At 49.7% G+C, this 20268-nt stretch carries 16 protein-coding genes; 15 read left to right on the top strand and 1 reads right to left on the bottom strand.

The genetic code is table 11. From position 1 onward, the window contains the following. Positions 1-260: 260 nt before the first annotated feature. The 4 genes from PsAD26_RS14305 (at position 261) to PsAD26_RS14290 (ending at position 5365) form a co-directional block, all read left to right on the top strand. Positions 261-1310: a LacI family DNA-binding transcriptional regulator gene (locus PsAD26_RS14305; protein WP_208985697.1), complete on the top strand. Its 1050-nt coding sequence runs from the start codon at positions 261-263 to the stop codon at positions 1308-1310. 373 nt (positions 1311-1683) lie between these two features. After that, entirely contained in the window at positions 1684-3069 is a 1386-nt protein-coding gene (locus tag PsAD26_RS14300) for a cytochrome P450 (protein WP_063310976.1), read from the top strand. Between the two features lie 28 nt (positions 3070-3097). Next, complete coding sequence (locus tag PsAD26_RS14295; RefSeq protein WP_063310975.1) at positions 3098-4273, top strand: hypothetical protein; 1176 nt, start codon at positions 3098-3100, stop codon at positions 4271-4273. 171 nt (positions 4274-4444) lie between these two features. Then, a complete protein-coding gene (locus PsAD26_RS14290; protein ID WP_208985696.1) occupies positions 4445-5365 on the top strand; it encodes a hypothetical protein in 921 nt (306 codons plus the stop codon). On the opposite strand, the gene PsAD26_RS14285 is transcribed toward PsAD26_RS14290, so the two are convergent. Continuing rightward, the gene (locus tag PsAD26_RS14285; protein ID WP_063310973.1) at positions 5331-6008 is read right to left on the bottom strand and encodes a protein kinase; all 678 of its coding nucleotides are present in this window, start codon (positions 6006-6008) and stop codon (positions 5331-5333) included. The two genes, PsAD26_RS14290 and PsAD26_RS14285, sit on opposite strands and share 35 nt — an antisense overlap. A gap of 320 nt (positions 6009-6328) precedes the next feature. Here PsAD26_RS14285 and tssA point away from each other — a divergent pair, with 320 nt between their 5' ends. The 11 genes from tssA to PsAD26_RS14230 all read left to right on the top strand — a co-directional run bounded on the left by tssA (position 6329) and on the right by PsAD26_RS14230 (position 20268). Further along, a complete protein-coding gene (gene tssA / locus PsAD26_RS14280; RefSeq protein WP_063310972.1) occupies positions 6329-7375 on the top strand; it encodes a type VI secretion system protein TssA in 1047 nt (348 codons plus the stop codon). 42 nt (positions 7376-7417) lie between these two features. Next, complete coding sequence (gene tssB, locus PsAD26_RS14275) at positions 7418-7951, top strand: type VI secretion system contractile sheath small subunit (protein WP_063310971.1); 534 nt, start codon at positions 7418-7420, stop codon at positions 7949-7951. Continuing rightward, on the top strand, positions 7944-9449 hold the full coding sequence (gene tssC / locus PsAD26_RS14270) for a type VI secretion system contractile sheath large subunit (RefSeq protein WP_063310970.1): 1506 nt from the start codon (positions 7944-7946) through the stop codon (positions 9447-9449). The genes tssB and tssC overlap by 8 nt, the downstream gene beginning before the upstream one ends. A 133-nt stretch (positions 9450-9582) precedes the next feature. Next, on the top strand, positions 9583-10113 hold the full coding sequence (locus PsAD26_RS14265; protein WP_057465257.1) for a type VI secretion system tube protein Hcp: 531 nt from the start codon (positions 9583-9585) through the stop codon (positions 10111-10113). Between the two features lie 82 nt (positions 10114-10195). Next, positions 10196-11047, top strand: coding sequence for a type VI secretion system accessory protein TagJ (locus tag PsAD26_RS14260; protein WP_063310969.1), 852 nt, complete (start codon positions 10196-10198; stop codon positions 11045-11047). Continuing rightward, complete coding sequence (gene tssE / locus PsAD26_RS14255; RefSeq protein WP_063291944.1) at positions 11040-11546, top strand: type VI secretion system baseplate subunit TssE; 507 nt, start codon at positions 11040-11042, stop codon at positions 11544-11546. The genes PsAD26_RS14260 and tssE overlap by 8 nt, the downstream gene beginning before the upstream one ends. A 1-nt stretch (position 11547) precedes the next feature. Next, positions 11548-13425 carry a type VI secretion system baseplate subunit TssF gene (tssF, locus tag PsAD26_RS14250; protein WP_063310968.1) on the top strand — a complete coding sequence of 626 codons (1878 nt, stop codon included), beginning with the start codon at positions 11548-11550 and terminating at the stop codon, positions 13423-13425. Further along, positions 13422-14582, top strand: coding sequence for a type VI secretion system baseplate subunit TssG (tssG, locus tag PsAD26_RS14245; protein WP_063310967.1), 1161 nt, complete (start codon positions 13422-13424; stop codon positions 14580-14582). The genes tssF and tssG overlap by 4 nt, the downstream gene beginning before the upstream one ends. An 8-nt stretch (positions 14583-14590) precedes the next feature. Next, entirely contained in the window at positions 14591-17272 is a 2682-nt protein-coding gene (tssH, locus tag PsAD26_RS14240) for a type VI secretion system ATPase TssH (protein WP_063310966.1), read from the top strand. A 130-nt stretch (positions 17273-17402) separates the two neighbouring features. After that, a complete protein-coding gene (locus tag PsAD26_RS14235) occupies positions 17403-18290 on the top strand; it encodes an ion transporter (RefSeq protein WP_063310965.1) in 888 nt (295 codons plus the stop codon). Continuing rightward, a complete protein-coding gene (locus PsAD26_RS14230; RefSeq protein ID WP_063310964.1) occupies positions 18283-20268 on the top strand; it encodes a type VI secretion system contractile sheath large subunit in 1986 nt (661 codons plus the stop codon). The genes PsAD26_RS14235 and PsAD26_RS14230 overlap by 8 nt, the downstream gene beginning before the upstream one ends.

The following is a 20268-nucleotide window of genomic DNA, read 5'->3' as shown; positions in this document are numbered from 1 at the left end:
TTACTTCAAGGTCATCACTCAATCTCGCTCATTCGTCATCACATGTTGAGCAATGCAAAATTTGTTGAATTTATTCATTAGCTTAGATCATATTCACGAATTCCAATGCGAAGTTGTCTGAGCATCAAGAGGATTTTGGATAAGCTGGTTTCACTAATCAGTTCCTCTCAGTGATACACAACGGCACGCACGTAAGCGTTGCACATGAAAAGATTTTCATTCAATAATTGCCTGTCCTATTGATGAATGGTGGAAGTCGCGTGGCAACGGGTATCAAGCAGATCGCAAAGCTTGCGAACGTTTCAATCAGCACTGTTTCTCACGTTTTAAACGCTTCTGCTCCCATCGGCAGTGAAGTACAAGAACGTGTGTTAGGCATCGCGCGTGAGACAGGTTATCTTGCCAAGCGGCGACGCAAAGCTTCGATCTCCCTGCTCTCTACAGTGCTGCTGGTTGGCACCAAGAAAGCCTTCCCTAAGTCTGATCGCAATTTCGTGGCCTGGACCATGCTGAACGCTTTCAGGAAAGAATGCCAAAGCCGTGGCATTCGCCTCATTCCTCAGATTGAGGAAGAGAATGAAATCAATCCGGACAATATTGTGGAGGCCGTTGCAAAACACCGCCCCCAAGGCATCGCAGTGATGCAGGATGACAGGCAATGTCTGATTGATATGCTTTACAATCTACCGTCTGCCTCCGTTATTCTGAGTGGTCAGGATCAATCTATGAGGGTGGATACAGTTGCCCCCAGTAACCGCTTTGGAGCAAAGCTGGCCACGGATCATCTGCTGGATTTAGGTCACAAAAAGATTGCATTGCTCACCTGGGGCAATCGACGCGTCGCGAAGCAAAGGACTGAAGGATTTCTGGATGCCTTTAGACAAGCAGGGCTCGACGTTCCTGTCTCCGACATTATTGATGTTGGCGACTATCAGCAGGATGTGGTGGAGACCAACTTCAGCAAATGGCTGAACAAACACAATGGTCCTTCCCCTTACTCTGCGTTCTTTTGCTCAGCTGACAACGTTGCGCTTGGTGCGATGAAAGCCCTACAAAACCACGGTTACTCCGTCCCCAACGACGTTTCAATTATGGGTTTTGACAATGCATTGTTTGGCGAACTGTCCAGCCCTTCCCTCTCTACCATCCATGTTCCCATGGAAGAGATCGGTCACGTCGCACTTAATCTGCTGGAAGAAGCTTTGACATTGCCTGATGGCGAGCGCAGCGCCCGTCGTGTGGAGCTTGGATGCCGCTTGATCTTGCGCAACAGTACGGGCGTTCCAAACTCATCTTTTTCCAAGTCATAACACGTCAACACCTCCCCTAAGGGGATCTCTTTTAGATTCAAGTAAGGTTAGAAGACGTTTTCTGCAACCATATTTTGGTGACTTTGCCTTGCTTTCTATTGTCACCATATCAGGCCTAAAGCCCTATAATTCTTACTTTTACCGCTGTGTCTGATGAGACCAAAACCATTGGTTACTCAGAGTATTTTCTCTTGATTAGCAATCAAACAAAATTTGCGACGTCCCGAAAGCAAATCTCTAAGAGGGCTGTTCTATATTCCCGCAAAGCACTATTGCGCATGGGTTCTCACCTACTTCTCCTATCGGCTTGCGCTGATGATGTTGGGAAATGTGCGGAAGTATTCTACTTTCCGCCGCAACATGAATGTAGATAATGGAAAACAAGATTTCATTATATCGACCGCCAGCACCCTATCCGGGAGAAGCCGCAGAAGGCTGGAGAAACTTCAGTAATTATTTGAGCTCTGACCCTCTTGGCGTCATCCCAAAGGAGCTCTACGAGTGCGCGATTTTTCAGTTTGACGATGATGACCCGCGTAAGTTCCTCGTAAACGAGCCTAAATTGTTGTCCAGAGTTCTGGAAGAACAACAAGCGATATTCCCAAAAGGTGGTGGAATTGCAGAGCTGTTGAAGCCGATCCTGCATAATGGTCTGGTTTCTGCAGAAGGTGTTGACTGGCAAGACCAGCATGAAATGGTTGCACCGATTTTTTCCAACACGAGTGTCCGTATCTCTTTTGGTTATCTGCAAGAAGCGCTCAGTTCCTTTGTTGAACGCTTTGTGCAACATGCTGAGACTGGCCAGACAGTTAAGCTTGCAGAAGAGATCAACTTTCTAGTTGCTGATGTCAATTTCCGCTGCGTGTTCTCAAAGCCCATTGAGATTCAGCTGGAGCACCAATGCTTCGACTCCATTATGAAATACGAAGAGCAAGTTGCGGGGACTGCACTGGATCTGAAGCGTTTTTCTGGTGCTGGTCCACCAGTCTTTACAGAGGCAGCTTTGAAGACTGCAGAAGACGTGCGTGCCGTCATTTCGCAGATCATTGACGAGCACATGCATAACAAGCCTCCGAACTCTCAAAACTTCTTTCAAGTGTTTCAGGATGCCCGTGTTCCATCAACTGGAAAGCGTTTTACGAAGTCACAACTTGTTGACCAAGTCGCGAGCATTTTCCTTTCCAGCCATGAAACAACGTCTGCTGCGCTGTGTTGGTCTGTCTATATTCTCGCCCAATGCCCCGAGATTGTTGAGCGCATTCGAACAGAAGTGCAGTTGGTGACGGCTTGTGGTCGCATCTCTTATGAGCACCTGCCCCGTCTTCGTTTTACGCGTGACGTCTTTAAAGAGGTCCTGCGCCTTTATCCACCTGTCCTTTATCTCTCCCGTGTTGCACGTGAGGACACCACCCTTGGTGACACTCTAATCCCTAAGGAATCCATGGTGATCATCAGTCCATGGGTTGTGCATCGTCACCGGTCATTCTGGGAAAATCCAGACATGTTCGATCCTGATCGCTTTTCGCGCGGAGAAGCAAAGGCAACGCTTGGGAGTTATTTTCCCTTTGGTCTGGGACCAAGAATGTGTACGGGCGCCAGCTACGTCACTTTTCTTGGAATTAAAGTGATCGCGCGATTGTGTACCATGTTTGATTTTGAAACGATCAATACTGATGAGGTTCGTCCAGACAGTACTCTTTATTTAAAACCGTCAAGACCAGTTTTATGTAAAGTACACAAAAGGAAGTTTAGTAAGTAGTCGGAAGATCAAACGTCGAGGTTACCCAATGGACCCTAAAGAACTACAACAGCTAAAAGCAGGCATTCAAAAGGCACGTAAGCAAGAAGTCAACTTTGCGTATTCGCCAAACAAGAATCCAAAGGAAGACGACGCTTTGATAATTCACCCGCGGAAAAAGCCAAAGATGCTTTTGGTCGCGGTGAAGAAGGAGACCCAGAACCCTAAGAGCATGTGCGGGGTTGTAACCATCAAAAGTAAGGAAATGACCATCGAATGCGTTGGTAAGCCACCTACCCAAGGGCTTATCAAGATGATGCGTAAGTTCCTAATCAGCCAAAAGCTAAATTTCAAGATCCATGTGAAAGATGAAGAGGGCAACACCGTTCACTCTGATCACGCAGAGGAAGAAGGTGCAGAGACTCCAGATCATATGCTGGATACGTTCTCTCATGAGACTGATGAAGTCTCAGATACCGGCAGTGATGAAGCCTTTACTGATGAAGAGCTGGCCGCCAGTGGAGAGAATCTTGAAGACATTGAAGCTGACGAAGATACGTCTGCAGAAGACGCCGCAGCAGCTGCAGCTGAAGATGCAGCTCAAGAGGAAATTCTTCGCGACAAACTGACGTCAATCCTAGCCGCGATCACCCATAAAGTTGAGAAAGCACTTGGCAAAGATGACGAGTATGACGTTGCCCTAAAACAGCAGCTTAGCCTCATCGAAACTGCCGTGAACGCGCTTGATGACACCGGAACACAGGTTGGCGTAAAGGCAATTTTAGCACTCATCGCACAACAACCAGCAGCCAAAAAAGTCGATCAACAAGAAGTTGCTGCGGCAATCAAAGAGCTGACAATCCAACGAACAACGGCTGAGTCTAATATCAGCAGCCTTATGTCAAGCTTAAAGAACCATTCAGACCCACGCATGCGGCTCATCGCTGCAAAAGGACCAAGCGCAGCCTTGCTAGGCAACGCAAGCTTACTCCAGGGAAATCTGGATTTGGTTCTTAGAGATCTGAAAGCTTGGGGGGGAGCCCCAGCGGATAAGCGCCCTGCTGTTGCGAAGAAGCTTTCCGCTAGCATCGCTACTCTCAACAGCCATATGGAATCAGATAATTTGATTAACCTGCTCGAGAAAAATCCACTAGGTGTGTCTGTTTCAATCAAGAAACCAATCGCTTCAGCTTTGAAAGATCTCGAACAGAAGATTTCTGTCTGATCTAAACGCCCCGTGCTGCCGTCTTCGTAGCATGGGGCGACCTTTGTTTACGGGAACAAGCCGAAGGAGCACCCCGCATTGCCCTGCTTCTGTTTTTGCCCAGATATCATTCCCGACATCAACCTCAATTTGCTTGTCCCTCTCGTATTGAAAGCAGGGGAAGCTACGGCTTTGCCACGCATCAAAGGGCCCTCCCTTCGTGTGACATCCCCCCATCTTTTCATGCGGTTTCGCCCGTTTAACTTCCTGAGCCTTGCGCAGCTTTTAGCGCTAAACGCCAGCATCAATCATCGACTAACTGCGGCGGCAGACCTAGCTCTTCGTGTGACAGAGTCTGCGACACTTCCGGCAGCCAAGCTCAAGCTGAAAAAACTTGCTCAAACCTCGGCAAAATTCGCACTTCCCCTCGCTCTAAAATTGGGTTCCCTTCCCGGTCATATTCTTGCAAGGCTTGGACTGGCCGCACAACTTATCCTTCAAATTAAAGGACTGGGATTGAACCCATTTAATCTCAATCTCGGCAGGTTAAACCTCATTCTCCCGAAAGCGAAAATTAATTTACCCCTACTTGGACTCGTCGATTTGGGTCTGAAGCAGAACTTGAACATGAACGCTCAGGCTGACCTAAAAGCTCTTGCGAAAATGCTGGCTGATTTTGGCAACTGGAACCTTGGTTTTAAGTTCGATCTGAAAGCAGCATTCAAGATTTTAGCTGCCCTGAACATTATTGGCCTTTTACAGCTGGCATTTGGCGAAAGTCTTTTCTCAGGAAACGTCAAAGCCTGGGCCCGCATCACTGCAAAATTGAGCCTCTTTTCCAGATTGCTGCCACAACTGAACCTGAAACTGCCGACAGCTAAGGTGGATTTGAGTGATCTCGACCTGAACATTGGTCAAGCCGACTGGCTTCGTAATGCAAACCGCATTTCCATGAGAGCATCTGCAAGGGCATCGCTCCGGGCATCTGCACGCCTCAATGCAGGTCTATTCGCCCGAACGGAGGCTGCCATCGGGCTCGCCTATGCCCTTTCCGCAGCTCTTAACATCAAGCCGACGTCTAAGTGCTGTAGTCGGTGTGCGTTAATATTCTGACGCGTTCTTCGGGCACAAATTTCAGCAGTTGAGTAACCATTTGCCGCCAGTCTGGCGGTAACTTATTGAGGTCCGGATCGCTCTGACGAAACGCGATAGCAGCTTCATAGGTGTCCATTATATGGTCCCGATATCCGAACATCTCGCGTATAATCAGGCCAAGTGCGTACAGGTCTGTTTTCTCGGTGATTTGATCCGTGCCTAATCCAAGCTGTTCTGGTGCAGCATAGTTCAAGTGCCCGGCAAAACTGCTATGTGGCCGCATAAACGGCAGCTCATCAGCAAAGGCACAATAGCCAAAGTCCAAAATGACTACCCCATGCACTCCCTGGTTGCTTAGCATGATGTTGTTAGGAGCGAGATCTAAGTGGGCAATCCCAACGCTATGGAGATGATTGACCGTCAGAACCAATTGCTTACAGAGTTGGGCACATTCTTTTAAGGAAAGCGACGCCTTACTAATCCTATCGGCAAGTGTTTCCCCTTTCACCAACTCCATGACCAGCTTGATGTTTCCGCCTTCGGTTTTCAGCTCCACAAAGTTCGGTGCGATGGCGCCAGACAAACGCTGCAGGGCTTTCGCTTCTCTAAATAAAAGTTGCTGCGGGGTTGATGATGAAATGAGCGCCTTCTCCGCCAACATGCGATTTGACGACGGGCACCTGTAAAACCTGACAATGCTTGTTGATGTGCTCTTTGCAGGTTCCAACACAATATCCTTATATCTGTCAGAGTGTTCTGGTTGCAGAGATATTTTTCCCTATCAAGTCAACGAGTTAATAACGATATTACCAGTTCCTCTTATACTGTACACACAATGAAATGATCTTGCGGAATATTATAGGCCTATCTCGAGTGGTCGCCCCACTCATTTGGCAACCTCTACCAATACTATGCGCAAATACTTGGTAGTGATCGGACTTCCAGTCCCAATAAGCAGTAGCAGAGCGGGATAGATTTCGAATGGATCCAACGGCTTCCCTTCAACCTATTGAGGAGAATGCACCTTGCGGGCCGGATCTTGAATACGATCCTGACTTCCTGACGATGGAGACTGCTGCCAGTGGCACCCAAGATCATCAGATCGGGGAAGCCATTATCAAAGGGGAAGAGCCTGACTGGAAGGAGGCACTGCGCCTCTCCACCCAACTGCTTACACGAACCTACGATCTTCGCGTTGCCATCATTCACGCACAATCTCTAATTGCAATTGAAGGCTATCCAGGCTTCACCAAAGGCATGGATTTCATTGCACAAATGCTGGATTCCTTCTGGGATACGCTACATCCAGAGCTTGATCCTGCAGAGGGGCATGACCCTATCATGCGTGCGAATGTCCTTTCCGCTCTCAATGACAGACGCACCACGCTTGCCCTGATCAGAAATGCCTCTCTCGTCCAGTCTCGCATCTTCGGAGCATGGTCTCTCAACGAGATCGCCATCGCTCGCGGGGAGACTGAACTGCCAGAAGGCCGTGACAGACCCGACATTGCTTCCTACGATGCAGCTCTCAGAGAGACAGATCGCGAAAACATTGCAGAGGTTGTTAATGCAATCGAAACCGCGATCAAAACATCCGAGCATATCCGGGATTTTTTCGCGCAACACGGTGGCCTGATCCTTGACGACCTCCTGCGAGAGCTGCGTCAAGCGCAGTTTTTATTGGCTCCAGCACTGGAAATCGAAGAGGAAGAGGAGGAGGAAGAAGGAGAACCTGACTCTGAGGCAGATGGACCGGTTAAAGCTCGATCAGGCAAGAAAAGCGCAAGTTTTACCGGAACAGTTATAAACCGAACTGACGTGTTAAGAGCTCTTGATGAGGTTTGTGCGTATTACAAGCGTAGCGAACCTTCAAGTCCGGTTCCACTTCTACTGGGTCGGGCCCGACGTCTTGTTGATCTCGACTTTTATTCCATCATCAAGGACCTCGCTCCAGATGGGGAAGCACAAGTTTTGAACATCAAAGGGGTAAGCCCCGACGACGACGAACATTCTGGTTCAATCGAATAACCCAGGTCTGAATAAGAACAAAAGTACCGGGAACCCGATCACATGGCAAAACAAAGTAGTCAGAAATTTATAGCGAGGAACAGAGCCCCTCGAGTGCAAATTGAGTACGATGTTGAATTGTACGGCGCAGAGAAGACCATTCAGCTGCCTTTCGTAGCTGGTGTAATGGCTGATCTTTCTGGCAAGCCCGAAGATCCACTTCCTCCTGTAGGGGATCGAAAAGCCCTTGAGATCGACGTCGACAACTTCGATGAACGCATGAAGTCGATGAAGCCACGCGTGGCATTCCGGGTTCCCAACACCCTCACAGGCGAAGGCAATCTCAGTGTTGATCTGACCTTCGAGAGTATGGACGACTTTTCTCCGGCAGCAGTTGCGCGCAAAGTTGATTCTTTGCGTACTTTGCTGGAGGCCCGTACTCAGCTTGCAAACCTGATGACATACATGGACGGCAAGTCCGGTGCCGAGGAACTGATCGGTAAGGTTTTGAATGATCCTGCCCTTTTGCAAACACTAGCTGCCGCTCCGAAGGAAGATGATGCAGCTGCTGAAGAGAAGGATGAGAGTAATGGCTGAAGCTGAAAAACAACCCGAAGTCGAAGCCGAAGAGGCGCAAGTTGAAGCTATTGATCCCAATAACTTTGAATCTCTCCTCAATCAAGAATTCAAGCCCAAATCAGATAGTGCAAAAGAAGCTGTGGAAGGCGCGGTGGCAACACTGGCCGAACAGGCTTTGGCAAACACCGCTCTGATTTCGGATGACACGCTGAAGTCCATTGAAGGCATTGTCGCCGAAATTGACCGCAAGCTCTCCGAGCAAATTCAAACAATTCTTCACCACGAAGATTTCCAGAGCCTTGAGGGTACCTGGCGCGGACTTCACTATCTCGTCAATAACACTGAGACTGACGAAATGCTGAAGATCCGGGTGATGAACATCTCCAAAAAAGAACTGAGCAAGACCCTGAAAAAATACAAGGGTACTGCTTGGGATCAGAGCCCAGTCTTCAAGAAAATCTATGAAGAAGAATATGGCCAATTCGGTGGTGAGCCTTATGGCGTGCTTATCGGTGATTACTACTTCGACCACACACCGCCAGACGTGGCACTTCTGAACGAGATGGCTGAGATTGCTGCGGCGGCTCATGCTCCGTTCATTGCGGGAGCGAGCCCTAGCCTCTTCCAAATGGAATCCTGGCAAGAACTCTCAAACCCCCGCGATCTCACCAAAATTTTCCAGACACCAGAATATGCTGCATGGCGATCTCTACGTGAATCTGAAGATTCCCGTTATATCGGTCTTGCAATGCCACGTTTTCTGGCCCGGTTGCCTTATGGTCCGCTTACTGAGCCAGTGGATGAGTTTGATTTTGAAGAGGACACATCAGGTGCCTCCTCCTCAAAATACGTCTGGTCCAACTCTGCTTTTGCAATGGCAACCAATATCACCCGTTCATTCAAGATGTACGGCTGGTGCTCCCGCATCAGAGGTGTGGAATCTGGCGGCGCTGTTGAAGGTCTGCCTTCACATACGTTCCCAACGGATGATGGCGGCGTGGACATGAAGTGTCCAACTGAGATTGCTATCACTGACCGCCGTGAAGCTGAACTTGCGAAGAATGGCATGATGCCATTGTTACATCGCAAGAATTCGGATTTGGCGGCCTTCATTGGTGCACAGTCTTTGCAGAAGCCAGCAGAGTATACGGACCCTGATGCGACAGCAAATGCTAACCTTGCAGCTAGGTTACCTTACTTATTTGCAAGTTGTCGGTTCGCTCACTATCTAAAATGTATTGTTCGAGACAAGATTGGCTCGTTCAAAGAACGTCAGGATCTTCAGAACTGGCTGCAAGATTGGATTATGCGTTACGTAGATGGCGATCCTGCAGGTTCCAGCGAGCAGACAAAGGCGGAAAAGCCTCTGGCGTCAGCCGAAGTGGTCGTCGAAGCCGATGATTCAAACCCAGGCTACTACAGCGCAAAGTTCTTCCTACGTCCTCATTACCAGTTAGAAGGTCTGACGGTTTCCTTGCGACTGGTTTCAAAGCTTCCGTCAGCCAAGGGAGGATAAACCTTAGGCTGACGCGGAAGACGGCAGCGTTTTTATCAAACCCATTCAAAACGCTGTTAATCGGCACTACGCCTCATGCGGCAAGCCGTTTAGTGCCACAACAAAGTAAGCAACAAAAAGTGGAGCAAGCGTCATGTCAATTGATGCATATGTAATCTTTGAGGGGCCCGGTGCCGGTGCTATCGCCATTGAAGGCGAAACACAAGATGATGAAATGGCCAAAAAAAAGGCCTTCGAGATCGCCACTTTCAGCATGGGTGCTGAAAACACTATGGACATCGGTTCCATGCGTGGCGGTTCTGGCGCTGGTCGCGTGAAGTTTAAAGAATTCCAGATTGAAAAGAAAAGTGACCGCGGTTCGCCAGGCCTTTTCCTTGCTTGCTGTAACGGTGGTATTTACGAGACAGTGACACTTTTGCTTCGCCGTTCTGGTGGTGCATCCGGTAAAGCTGGTGTGATCTTCCTTACCTTCACAATGAAGCTGGTTGCCATCAAGGAAATCAGTTGGGAAGGTAACGACGAAGAGTGTAAAGAATCCATCCAGATGGAATATGGTGCTGTTCAGATTGATTACACCATGATGGATACCACTGGTGCGATGGGCAAGACACTTACCGAAAAGTGGAGCCGCATCAAGAATACTCGCGATCTCGTCGTCAAATAATCGAGTATTTTCCCTACTTTATCTGTTTGCCGGGGTTTCCCCGGCAAACCTTCCTCATCGCAATAGTCTGGAGTGATCCCGTATGCCTGCGAAGGAACATCTAGCCACAGGTAATTTACAAGAAGCGCTCAAGATCACTCAGGAGCAAGTGCGAAAAAAGCCTGAGGACGTCAAAGAACGCATCCTCCTTTTCCAGCTCTATTGCGTCAATGGAGACTGGCTCAAAGCCAAAAAACAGCTTCCAATCATCCGCCAATTTGATGAGAGCGCGGTGCCTATGGTGGAGACCTATTCTCGCTTGCTGGACATGGAGCAACTGCGCGAAGAAGTCTTTTCAGGTGACAAGACCCCCCTGCTCTTTGGTGAACCTAAAGAATGGCTTTCCTTTCTGGTTCAAGCCCTCAAGTTCGACACTGAGAAAAACGAGCAAGCGGCAAGCGACCTTCGAGATCAAGCCTTTGAAGAAGCAGACGCCATTTCCGGAACCATAAATGGTGAAAAGTTCGAGTGGCTGGCAGATGCCGACCCGCGGCTTGGCCCCGTTCTTGAGCTTATGATGAGCAACGCCTATTACTGGGTTCCGTTCTCCGCAATCAAATCTATCAGAATTCCAGAACCTCGTGACCTACGAGATATGTGCTGGACACCTGTGAACCTTCTTTGGGTCAACGGTGGCCCTGCAAATGGTTTCATTCCAACACGTTACGTTGAAACTGTTCACTCAGACGACCCCAACCTCAAGCTTTCCCGTTTAACTACCTGGGACGGTGACAGACCGATCGGACAACGTATGTTTGCGCATGAAAGCTCAGAGATCCCTTTGCTTGAGGTGCGAGCGATCAATTTTGACACTGAACTGGATATTCATAAGGACATCGGCCCCGTAACAGGCGCGGATGATGCCGCATCTTCAACGGAGGGAGGCCATGGCTGAACGCCCTCTTGCTGATCGGTTGGTCCCGTCTTTGTTGGACCGTCTTACAGATGACAACCCGTTTCAGCAGGTGGAGCCTCGTGAAGCCCGTGTCACCAGTTCGGTTAATCTTCGGTATTCCATTCAACGTGATTTGGAGTGGCTTTTTAACACAACCCGCTTGGCATCAGACATTGATCTGACGCCTTATCCCGAAGTCCAGTCCTCCGTCTTAAATTTTGGGATTCCAGACCTAGGCGCGATGACAAGTAAAAGTGCAGAAGAGATTGAAGACATTTTGCATGAGGCAATCGTTCATTTTGAACCTCGCCTTATAGCAGATAGCCTTTTGGTTTCTATCGTTGAACCTAATAAACCACGCCGTTCCAATCGTCTGGACTTCCAGATTGAAGGGCAGTTGTGGTCCCAACCTTTGCCACAAGCCTTGTACCTGCGCACTGAGTTCGACCTTGATGTGCATGCGGTGCAAATAGCTAAACCGCGCCAGCGAGGTTCTTGACATGAAGCCTTGGCTGCTTCCGTATTACAACAGAGAATTACAGCATATTCGCGAAAGTGCCTCTGAATTTGCAGAGGCTTACCCCAAAGTCGCAGGGCGTCTTGGGTTGAGTGGTTTTGACTGTGCTGATCCGTACGTTGAACGTCTTTTGGAAGGCTTCGCCTTTCTAACTGCACGTGTTCAATACAAGCTAGACGCCCAGTTCCCTCAGTTTACGCAGCACCTTCTGGAAATGGTGTATCCGCACTTCCTAGCGCCAGTTCCATCCATGCTTATTGCAAGTTTAGAGCCGGATATGACGCAGGGTTCCCTGAAGGACGGGTATGTTATTCCTCGCGGCACACAGTTGCGCAGCCGCAAGAGTGCCCGCGGAGCAACGCCTTGTATTTATAACACCGCTCATGAAACAACCCTTTGGCCAATTACGATAGAGGCCATCGATTATCTGGCGAGCCCGAGTGAATTGGCTGCCCAGAAGGTTGAGGTAAAAAATGGAGCTAAAGCCGGACTTCGTATTCGGCTGAAAACGGTTGGCAACATTCCGTTTAATGAGCTCGCGCTGGACGAACTTCCGCTTTATTTACGGGGAGGAGGATCACAACCGGTGAAGCTTTATGAGCAAATCATCGGTAATTGCACTGGCGTTGCAATCCGCCCAACAAGTTTGCCTACGCCTTGGGAAATCAGCCTTTCCTCCGAGATCGTGAACACGCGTGGATACGGAGATGAGGACGCACTTCTCCCTTATGGGCCGCAATCGTTCAGCGGTTATCGTCTGTTGCAGGAGTACTTCGCGTTTCCGCACCGTTTCCTGTTTGTCGAACTGACCAATCTGCAACCTGCCGTTCGTCAATGCGAAACGGATGAAATGGATGTCTTTCTGCTCTTTGATCGTATTGACAAAGATCTGGAACGCGCCGTTGATCGTGCCAATATCTCCTTGTTCTGCACCCCTGCAATCAATCTGTTCTCTACACGACTGGACCGCCTGCATATCAACGACAAGCGCAGCGATCACCATGTGGTGCCAGACAGATCTAAACCACTGGACTACGAAATTTATCAGCTGCAAGAGGTTGAAGGGTTTAGCTCGCAAGGCGATGCGCCGCAGATCTTCAAGCCATTCTACAGCCTATCAAGCACGCAAGATTTACAAAGTGAAGGTGCCTATTACACGGTGAACCGCAAGCAACGGCTTGCAACAGCCAAACGACAGATGACGGGTGGACGCAGCAATTATCTTGGCACTGAGATTTTTATTAGTCTCGTAGATGCGAAGGACGCACCCTATAATCTTGCACTCAATCAGCTCGGCATTCGAGCACTTTGCACGAACCGAGATCTACCATTGATGATGCCGATTGGAGCGGGAAAGTCGGACTTTTCCCTTCCAGAAGGTGGGCCAGTTGAAGCAGTGAAATGCATCGATGGCCCCAGTCGGCCACGTCCCTCAAACATCTTTGGTGAAACCGCATGGCGCTTCATCAATCATTTATCACTGAATTACCTTAGCATCGCGGACAATAACGATACTGATGGCGCACAAGCTCTGCGTTCCATTCTGCATCTGTACGCTCCGCTTGGTGACAGCTCGACAACACAGCAAATTGATGGCGTTCGCTCAATCAAATCCACTCGGGCTGTTCGTCGTCTCCCTGGACAAGGTCTTTCATCTGTCGCACGTGGCCTTGAGCTAAATATTACGCTTGATGAAGCCGCCTTTGAAGGCACAGGCGTGTTTCTGCTTGGTGCTGTGCTCAATGAGTTCTTTGCCCGTTACGTTTCGATCAACAGCTTCACCGAGACGGTGATCAGATCCAACGTACGCGGTGAAGTGATGCGCTGGCCTTGTCAGATCGGGAGGCGTCACAGATTATGACTGGTTCGCAAACACCACCTCCCCCAAGTTCGTCTGGTCCACCCAAACCTCCCAATGGGCAAGGCAAACCACCCGTGCCAGTTCAGCAAGAGATTACGCCTGAAGTTCGTTGGAAACAGCGCTTGCGTTCAGCTGAGAAAGATTACCTCAGCTATGAGTTTTTGCCTCTGGTGCGGCTTATTGAGTGCTCCAACCCGGATATGCCTCGGATTGGAACGTCACGGCGCTGTCAGGATGATCCTGTCCGGTTTTCTCATGAACCCCATTTGCAGTTTGAAGCATCAACGATCACGGCGTTCAAGCAAGGTGTTGGAACAAAGCCCAGCCGGTTAACCAGTCGGTTTTTGGGACTCTTTGGGCCCAATGGCCCAATGCCGCTTCATCTGACTGAGTATGCCTTTAAGCGGGAACATCAACACCGCGATACCACAATGCGCGCATTCGCGGATATCTTTCATCACCGTATCCTGAGCTTGTTTTACCGCGCTGCGATCACCGGTGAGCCCGCCTTCAGCTTTGATCGACCTGAACAAGACAGGTATTCGATCTATACCGGAGCGCTTGCAGGATTTGGACCGACCGAGTTTCGGCACCGGGATGATTTACCGGATGTAGTGAAGTACCATTTCGCTGGCCGTCTCGCCTTGCAAACGCGCGGGGCTGATGGGTTACTGGCAATTTTGAGCTGTTACTTCAACCTCCCTGTCGCTCTGGAAGAGTTCATTGGAGAGTGGCTGTATCTACCCAAAAATCAAGTGACTGCCCTCAACGGTTTTCGCAATGCCGGGCTTCTGGGTGTTGGAGCCGCACTGGGGGGCCGAGTTTGGTCCAGTGACACAAAATTCCGCGTGGCGTTCGGTCCATTGAGCCTACGCGACTATGAAGGGCTGCTTCCTGACGGTGTTTCCATGCCGCGATTGCTTTCAGCGGTCAGAGCCTATTGCGGGGATGAGCTGGAGTGGGACGTGGCTCTTGTCCTTAAGCGCAATCAGGTGCCGACTACCCGGCTTGGACAATATGGAAAGCTGGGATGGACGACTTGGTTGTCACCTAAAAAACAAGGTGATCCGGTTCGAGATCTCAATTTGCGCCCACGACAAGTCACTGAAAAATCGAAAGCGTCTATTCATAACAACAATCGCGCGAAGGCTGCCTAGGAGTTCCCATGAGTGATATCAAACGAGCGTCCCTCTTCGGTAAATTAAATCCGACCTGCTATCAGGCAATCGACAGCGCTACGACCTTTTGTAAGATGCGCGGCAATCCTTATGTGGAGTTGGAGCACTGGTTCCAGCAGTTGTTGAGCGGGCAAGATTCAGATCTGCATCGCATTTTGCGGGATGCAGAGATCGATGAGGCCCGGCTCGCAAGTGATCTCACTAAGGCCTTGGACAAGTTGCCCCGAGGGGCCAGTTCAGTCAGCGATCTTTCTCAGCACGTGGAAGAGGCCGTTGAACGCGGTTGGGTTTATGCCACTTTGATGTTTGGTGATAATGCCATCCGCAGCGGTTACCTTTTGATTGGTATCCTAAAGACACCGGGCCTTCGCAATACGCTCTTTGGCATTTCGCGTCTGTTTGAGAACATTTCAGCTGATGATGTTGCGACACGATACAAGAAAATCACAGAGGGCTCTCCTGAAGAAGGCAAAGCCAAGGATGGTACGCAACTCGATGCTGGTGAACAGCATGCCGCAGCCCCGGGCCTAAAGTCTGCAGATGAGGCATTGGACGCCTATTGCACAGACATCACGGCAAAAGCAAAAGCTGGGCAGCTGGATCCGGTTATTGGCCGTGAAGAAGAAATTCGCCAGATCATCGATACACTGATGCGTCGTCGTCAAAACAATCCAATCCTGACGGGTGAAGCGGGAGTTGGTAAAACGGCTGTGGTTGAAGGTTTGGCTATCCGCATTGCAGAGGGCGACGTGCCGCCTTCCATCAAGGATGTGCGCGTTCTCCTGCTTGATGTCGGGCTGTTACAAGCTGGCGCTGGCGTGAAAGGTGAGTTCGAAGATCGCCTACGCAAGATATTGGATGCAGTTCGCTCTTCTGTACAGCCCATCATCCTGTTCATTGATGAAGCCCACACGCTCATTGGTGCTGGTGGGGCTGCTGGGACCGGTGATGCAGCTAACCTCTTAAAGCCAGCACTTGCCCGTGGTGAACTGCGGACAATCGCAGCAACAACATGGTCTGAGTACAAGAAGCACATTGAGAAGGACCCTGCGCTCGCTCGTCGCTTCCAGAACATTTTGGTTGAAGAACCTGATCCGGATAAAGCCGTTGCAATCATGCGCGGTGTGGCAGCAATGCTTGAAGAGCATCATCAGGTGCAAATTTTGGATGAAGCACTTGAAGCTGCTGTACATTTGTCGATGCGCTTTATTCCTGCAAGGCAGCTGCCAGACAAGGCAATCAGCCTGATTGATACTGCCTGTGCCCGTGTTGCTCTTTCCCAACATGCAACACCAGCTGCTGTCGATGATTGCCGCAAACGACTTGTCATGATTGAAACGGAACGAGATATCCTTGAACGAGAGGTGCAGTCCGGTTTCGATGTCGGTGACAAGCTCACTGACGTGCACAAGAAGCTTGCTGAGCTTGAGAAAGAACGTGAAGCTCTTGAAGCTGAATGGTTGAAAGAGCAATCGCTTGTTACAGAAATTCTGAAACTGCGTGAGGTGTTCCGCCAAACCAATGGAGATGAGAACGCAGATACGGCTCCAATCAAGAAGGAGCTGGACCAGAAACTTGAAGAACTAACCGAATTACAAGGTGAGCACCCTCTCATTCTTCCTGAAGTGGATGGCCAAGCGGTTGCAACAATTGTTTCTGACTGGACGGGCATCCCAACTGGGCGCATGGTCTCTAACGAGATTAAGACGGTGCTGCACCTGAGCGATATCCTGAGGAAGCGGATCATCGGTCAGGATCATGCTATGGAGGTGATCGCTCGCCGCGTAAAAACCTCTCGTGCGAACCTTGATAATCCAAGTCGCCCAATCGGTGTGTTCCTTCTGGTCGGACCAAGTGGTGTTGGTAAAACCGAGACAGCCTTAGCACTTGCAGAGACCCTTTATGGCGGTGAGCAGAACCTTATCACCATCAACATGAGTGAGTTTCAGGAATCCCACACGGTCTCCACGCTAAAAGGCTCTCCTCCAGGGTATGTGGGTTACGGTGAAGGCGGTGTTTTGACAGAAGCCGTACGTCGCAGACCTTACAGCATTGTGTTGCTGGATGAGGTTGAGAAAGCCCACCCGGATGTGCATGAACTCTTCTTCCAGGTCTTTGACAAAGGCATGATGGAAGATGGCGAAGGCCGGAAGATCAATTTCAAAAACACTTTGATCTTATTGACTGCCAATGTGGGCAGTGATCTCATTTTGGATATGTGTGCAGACGAAGATCTGACACCAGATCCGGAGGGTATTGCCAAAGCTTTGAGACCTCCCTTGCTGAAGGCTTTCCCGGCAGCACTTTTGGGCCGACTTGTAACCGTGCCCTACTACCCGCTGAGTTCCCCTGTCATTCACAAAATCATCAATCTACAACTTGGCCGGATTGGCGATCGTATCCTCGAGAACCACAATGTGAAGTTCACATGGGACGTTTCAGTTGTTGCCTTGATTGAGAGCAGATGTGCGGAAATTGAGAGTGGAGGTCGCATGATCGATGCGATCCTGACCAACACCCTTCTCCCGGATATCAGCACAGAATTCCTGAAGAACATGAGTGAAGACAAGAAGATCACAGAACTTAAGGTTCTGACTGATGGTGATGCATTTGACTACAAGTTCAAGAAATCACCCGTAGCCAAAAAAGACAAGCACAAGAAGAAATAGATCCATCACAGGAAATTCAGATAAACCTGAAAGCAAAATCAAAACATATGCTTATTACTTTTTTTACCACAGAAACTAACTGAAACAAAACACGTCGGAACTACTTTTCCAAGTGACGAGGAGTCCAACGATGCAGAAAGTTAAGCAATCGGCGAGGAGACGGTCGACACGCATTCCTGCGTGGCGTCTTACTTTGCGCCGTATTGTTCGCTCTGATATCTTTCAGTACACCTTTCTCATCTTGATTGTTGTCAACGCAATCAGCCTGGGTCTGGCGACATCCCCTTCCGTACGACGCTTGACTGGTGATGGACAGATCATTTTCGACGACGTGATTATCGGACTTTTCATTTTGGAATTTGTCTTGAAAATCACGGCGTTTGGCACACGCTTTTTCAAAAGCTGGTGGAACATCTTCGACATTTCAGTGGTTAGCTTTTCCCTGCTCCCGCAGTCAGGTTATCTCAGCGTCTTGCGTGCCCTTCGGGTTATGCGAGCCATGCGTGTCCTATCTTTCCTGCCACAGTACCGGCAAGTGATGCAGGCGCTATTGGATGCGCTGCCTGGCATGTTCTCCGTAATGATCGTTCTGGCGCTGATTTATTATGTGTTTGCGGTGATGGCGACCGGCTTGTTTGGTGCAAGCTTTCCAGACTGGTTCGGAGACATTGGTCGATCTTTGTACTCGCTGTTCCAGATCATGACGCTGGAGAGCTGGTCCATGGGGATCGTGCGTCCCGTTATGAAGATCTATCCCTACGCCTGGGCCCTTTTCATCCCCTTTATCTTCCTGACCGCATTTGCCGTGCTCAACCTGTTTATCGGTCTGATCGTCAGCTCCATGCAGGGCATTTATCAGGAAGAACACAGTGAAGACGTCGAACGCCTTCGCCTCCTCGTATCCGCAGAAAACCGTGCAATCGCCGCTCAATTGGAAGCTGCACAATTGCAGGTAATCAAAACCCTCGAACGTCTTGAGGACCAGATAGAAACCAATAAGAGAGATTCTGATGAGTGACTCTGACAAGGACGATGATCTTGACGCACTGCTCAATGACATCATCGAGGAAAGTGATGCTCCCACAGAAGGTGAAACCGCTGAAGGTGCATCTGCAAGTGTTTTTGAGCCCGATTTTGGCGAGGTCACATGTGAAGCCCCAAAGCTCAACATTACGCTGGATAGTCCGTTTCATCTTGCCGTGATCGGTGATTTTTCTGGTCGTGCCAACCGCATGGCTCTTTACGATGCTGATGAGCTTGCTGTGCTCAAAGGGCATAACGTTGATGTCGATACCGCAGAAGACCTTCCTGCCCGCTTCAAGATCAACATCGAACTTGACCTTGCTGGTGATGAAAAAGTCATTCGGTTTGAACCGAGCTGCATTGAAGACTTCCATCCTGACGAAATAATTGATGAGTTCGAGATATTTGATGAGCTGAAGGCGCTGCGTTCCTCCCTCAAAAACCCAGGGACATTCAGCAATGCGGCAGCAACCATTGATGAATGGTTGGAAGACAAAGGTGAAAAGCCTATCTCGCAGCGCAACTCGCGTGGTTCTGTTATTCCAGTCGACAAGAAGCTGAGTGACTTCTCCGCTCTCATTGATCGCCCTGTTGAGGAGCATGAAGAAGCCGATGACTTCACAGACCTGATTGGAAAGATCGTTTCGCCTCACATAACCCCTGCCGACAATCCGCAACTCGATGATTATCTCGAGATTGTCGAGACTGTGATGACTACGACACTGCGCAAGATCCTTCAAAACGCTGATTTTCAGGCTCTGGAAAGCGTGTGGCGGGTCATTGATATGTTGTCACGCAGAATTGAGACTTCCACCGCACTCAAAATAACGCTCTACGACATCTCTGCGGAGGATTTTGCAAGAGACCTCAGTGCCACCAACAAGCTTGAAGAAACAGGTTTATATCGTCTCTTCGTGGAAAATGCGCTGCAGGATGAAGGTGTTGGCACGCCGAGTGCAATTGTTGGTCTTTACACATTCGATATGACGCCCCCCCATGCAGAGCTTCTGGGGCGTATGTCAAAGATCTGCGCGCATGCGCATGCACCTTTCCTGACATCCCTAGACCGCAACAATGCCACCAGAAAATTTGCTGATCTTCCTAAGATTACCGAAAAGACGTGGCAGAGTCTGCGTGCCATGCCAGAAAGCAATTACATTGGTCTGAGTTTGCCACGCTTCATGCTTCGAATGCCTTATGGCGCAAAAACCGATCCGATTGATGCATTCAGCTTTGAAGAGTTTGACGAGCAAGTTGGCCTGAAAGCCATGTTGTGGGGCAATCCAGCAGCCCTGATAGGTCTTGTGCTAGCAAAAGACTACGAGACCAATGGCGGTGGCATGAGGCCAGGATCCATCCTGACACTCAACGAAATGCCGTTCCATTACGTGCACGACCAATATGGTGATCAGCTTGCCCTGCCATGTACTGATCGCATGATTAGTCATCGCAGCGTCGAGCCACTCATGAGACAGAGCTGGATGCCCATTGTTTCTATGAAGGGCCAGCCGGAAGTTCGCATTGCCTCTCTTAACGGCCTGGCCGGTGACACTATCTCTGGACGCTGGTGCGATCAGATTGCCGTGACCAAAGCTGCAGAGACACCGAGCGCAAGCGCCGGAGCGCGTGTCAGCATCAGCGGCGGCGATGGCTCTACCCCAGGCATTCAGGCAACAAAAGGTGCAGTGGTTGTTGAGACAATCCTTGATCCTAAGAAAACACCAGAAACCATCTTCAGAATTGAAGCTGAACCGCCAGAACCTCAGGAGAGTGAACCTGAGGTAGCTGAGGAAGAAGACGAGATTGAAGAGGCACCAGCTCCTGCGCCAGCCGCAGCAGCTGCTCCGCCTGCACCTGCCCATGACACGACAGAGTTGGACAACCTCTTAGCCGACCTTTCAGCAGACGATGAAGAAGAAGCGGACGAAGAAGGAATGGATCCGGAACTCGAAGCACTGCTTGCCGACCTGTAA

Origin of the sequence: Pseudovibrio sp. Ad26, from assembly GCF_001623285.1 — a bacterium.
Classification (GTDB): domain Bacteria; phylum Pseudomonadota; class Alphaproteobacteria; order Rhizobiales; family Stappiaceae; genus Pseudovibrio; species Pseudovibrio ascidiaceicola.
This window is presented reverse-complemented; position numbering and strand designations above follow the sequence as displayed.

Excerpts from the sequence above, each read along its gene's own strand:
- PsAD26_RS14300 (WP_063310976.1), top strand. The coding sequence starts at position 1,684 with ATGGAAAACAAGATTTCATTATATCGACCGCCAGCACCCTATCCGGGA.
- PsAD26_RS14295 (WP_063310975.1), top strand. The coding sequence starts at position 3,098 with ATGGACCCTAAAGAACTACAACAGCTAAAAGCAGGCATTCAAAAGGCA.
- PsAD26_RS14285 (WP_063310973.1), bottom strand. The coding sequence starts at position 6,008 with ATGTTGGCGGAGAAGGCGCTCATTTCATCATCAACCCCGCAGCAACTT.
- tssA (WP_063310972.1), top strand. The coding sequence starts at position 6,329 with ATGGATCCAACGGCTTCCCTTCAACCTATTGAGGAGAATGCACCTTGC.
- tssB (WP_063310971.1), top strand. The coding sequence starts at position 7,418 with ATGGCAAAACAAAGTAGTCAGAAATTTATAGCGAGGAACAGAGCCCCT.
- tssC (WP_063310970.1), top strand. The coding sequence starts at position 7,944 with ATGGCTGAAGCTGAAAAACAACCCGAAGTCGAAGCCGAAGAGGCGCAA.
- PsAD26_RS14265 (WP_057465257.1), top strand. The coding sequence starts at position 9,583 with ATGTCAATTGATGCATATGTAATCTTTGAGGGGCCCGGTGCCGGTGCT.
- PsAD26_RS14260 (WP_063310969.1), top strand. The coding sequence starts at position 10,196 with ATGCCTGCGAAGGAACATCTAGCCACAGGTAATTTACAAGAAGCGCTC.
- tssE (WP_063291944.1), top strand. The coding sequence starts at position 11,040 with ATGGCTGAACGCCCTCTTGCTGATCGGTTGGTCCCGTCTTTGTTGGAC.
- tssF (WP_063310968.1), top strand. The coding sequence starts at position 11,548 with ATGAAGCCTTGGCTGCTTCCGTATTACAACAGAGAATTACAGCATATT.
- tssG (WP_063310967.1), top strand. The coding sequence starts at position 13,422 with ATGACTGGTTCGCAAACACCACCTCCCCCAAGTTCGTCTGGTCCACCC.
- tssH (WP_063310966.1), top strand. The coding sequence starts at position 14,591 with ATGAGTGATATCAAACGAGCGTCCCTCTTCGGTAAATTAAATCCGACC.
- PsAD26_RS14235 (WP_063310965.1), top strand. The coding sequence starts at position 17,403 with ATGCAGAAAGTTAAGCAATCGGCGAGGAGACGGTCGACACGCATTCCT.
- PsAD26_RS14230 (WP_063310964.1), top strand. The coding sequence starts at position 18,283 with ATGAGTGACTCTGACAAGGACGATGATCTTGACGCACTGCTCAATGAC.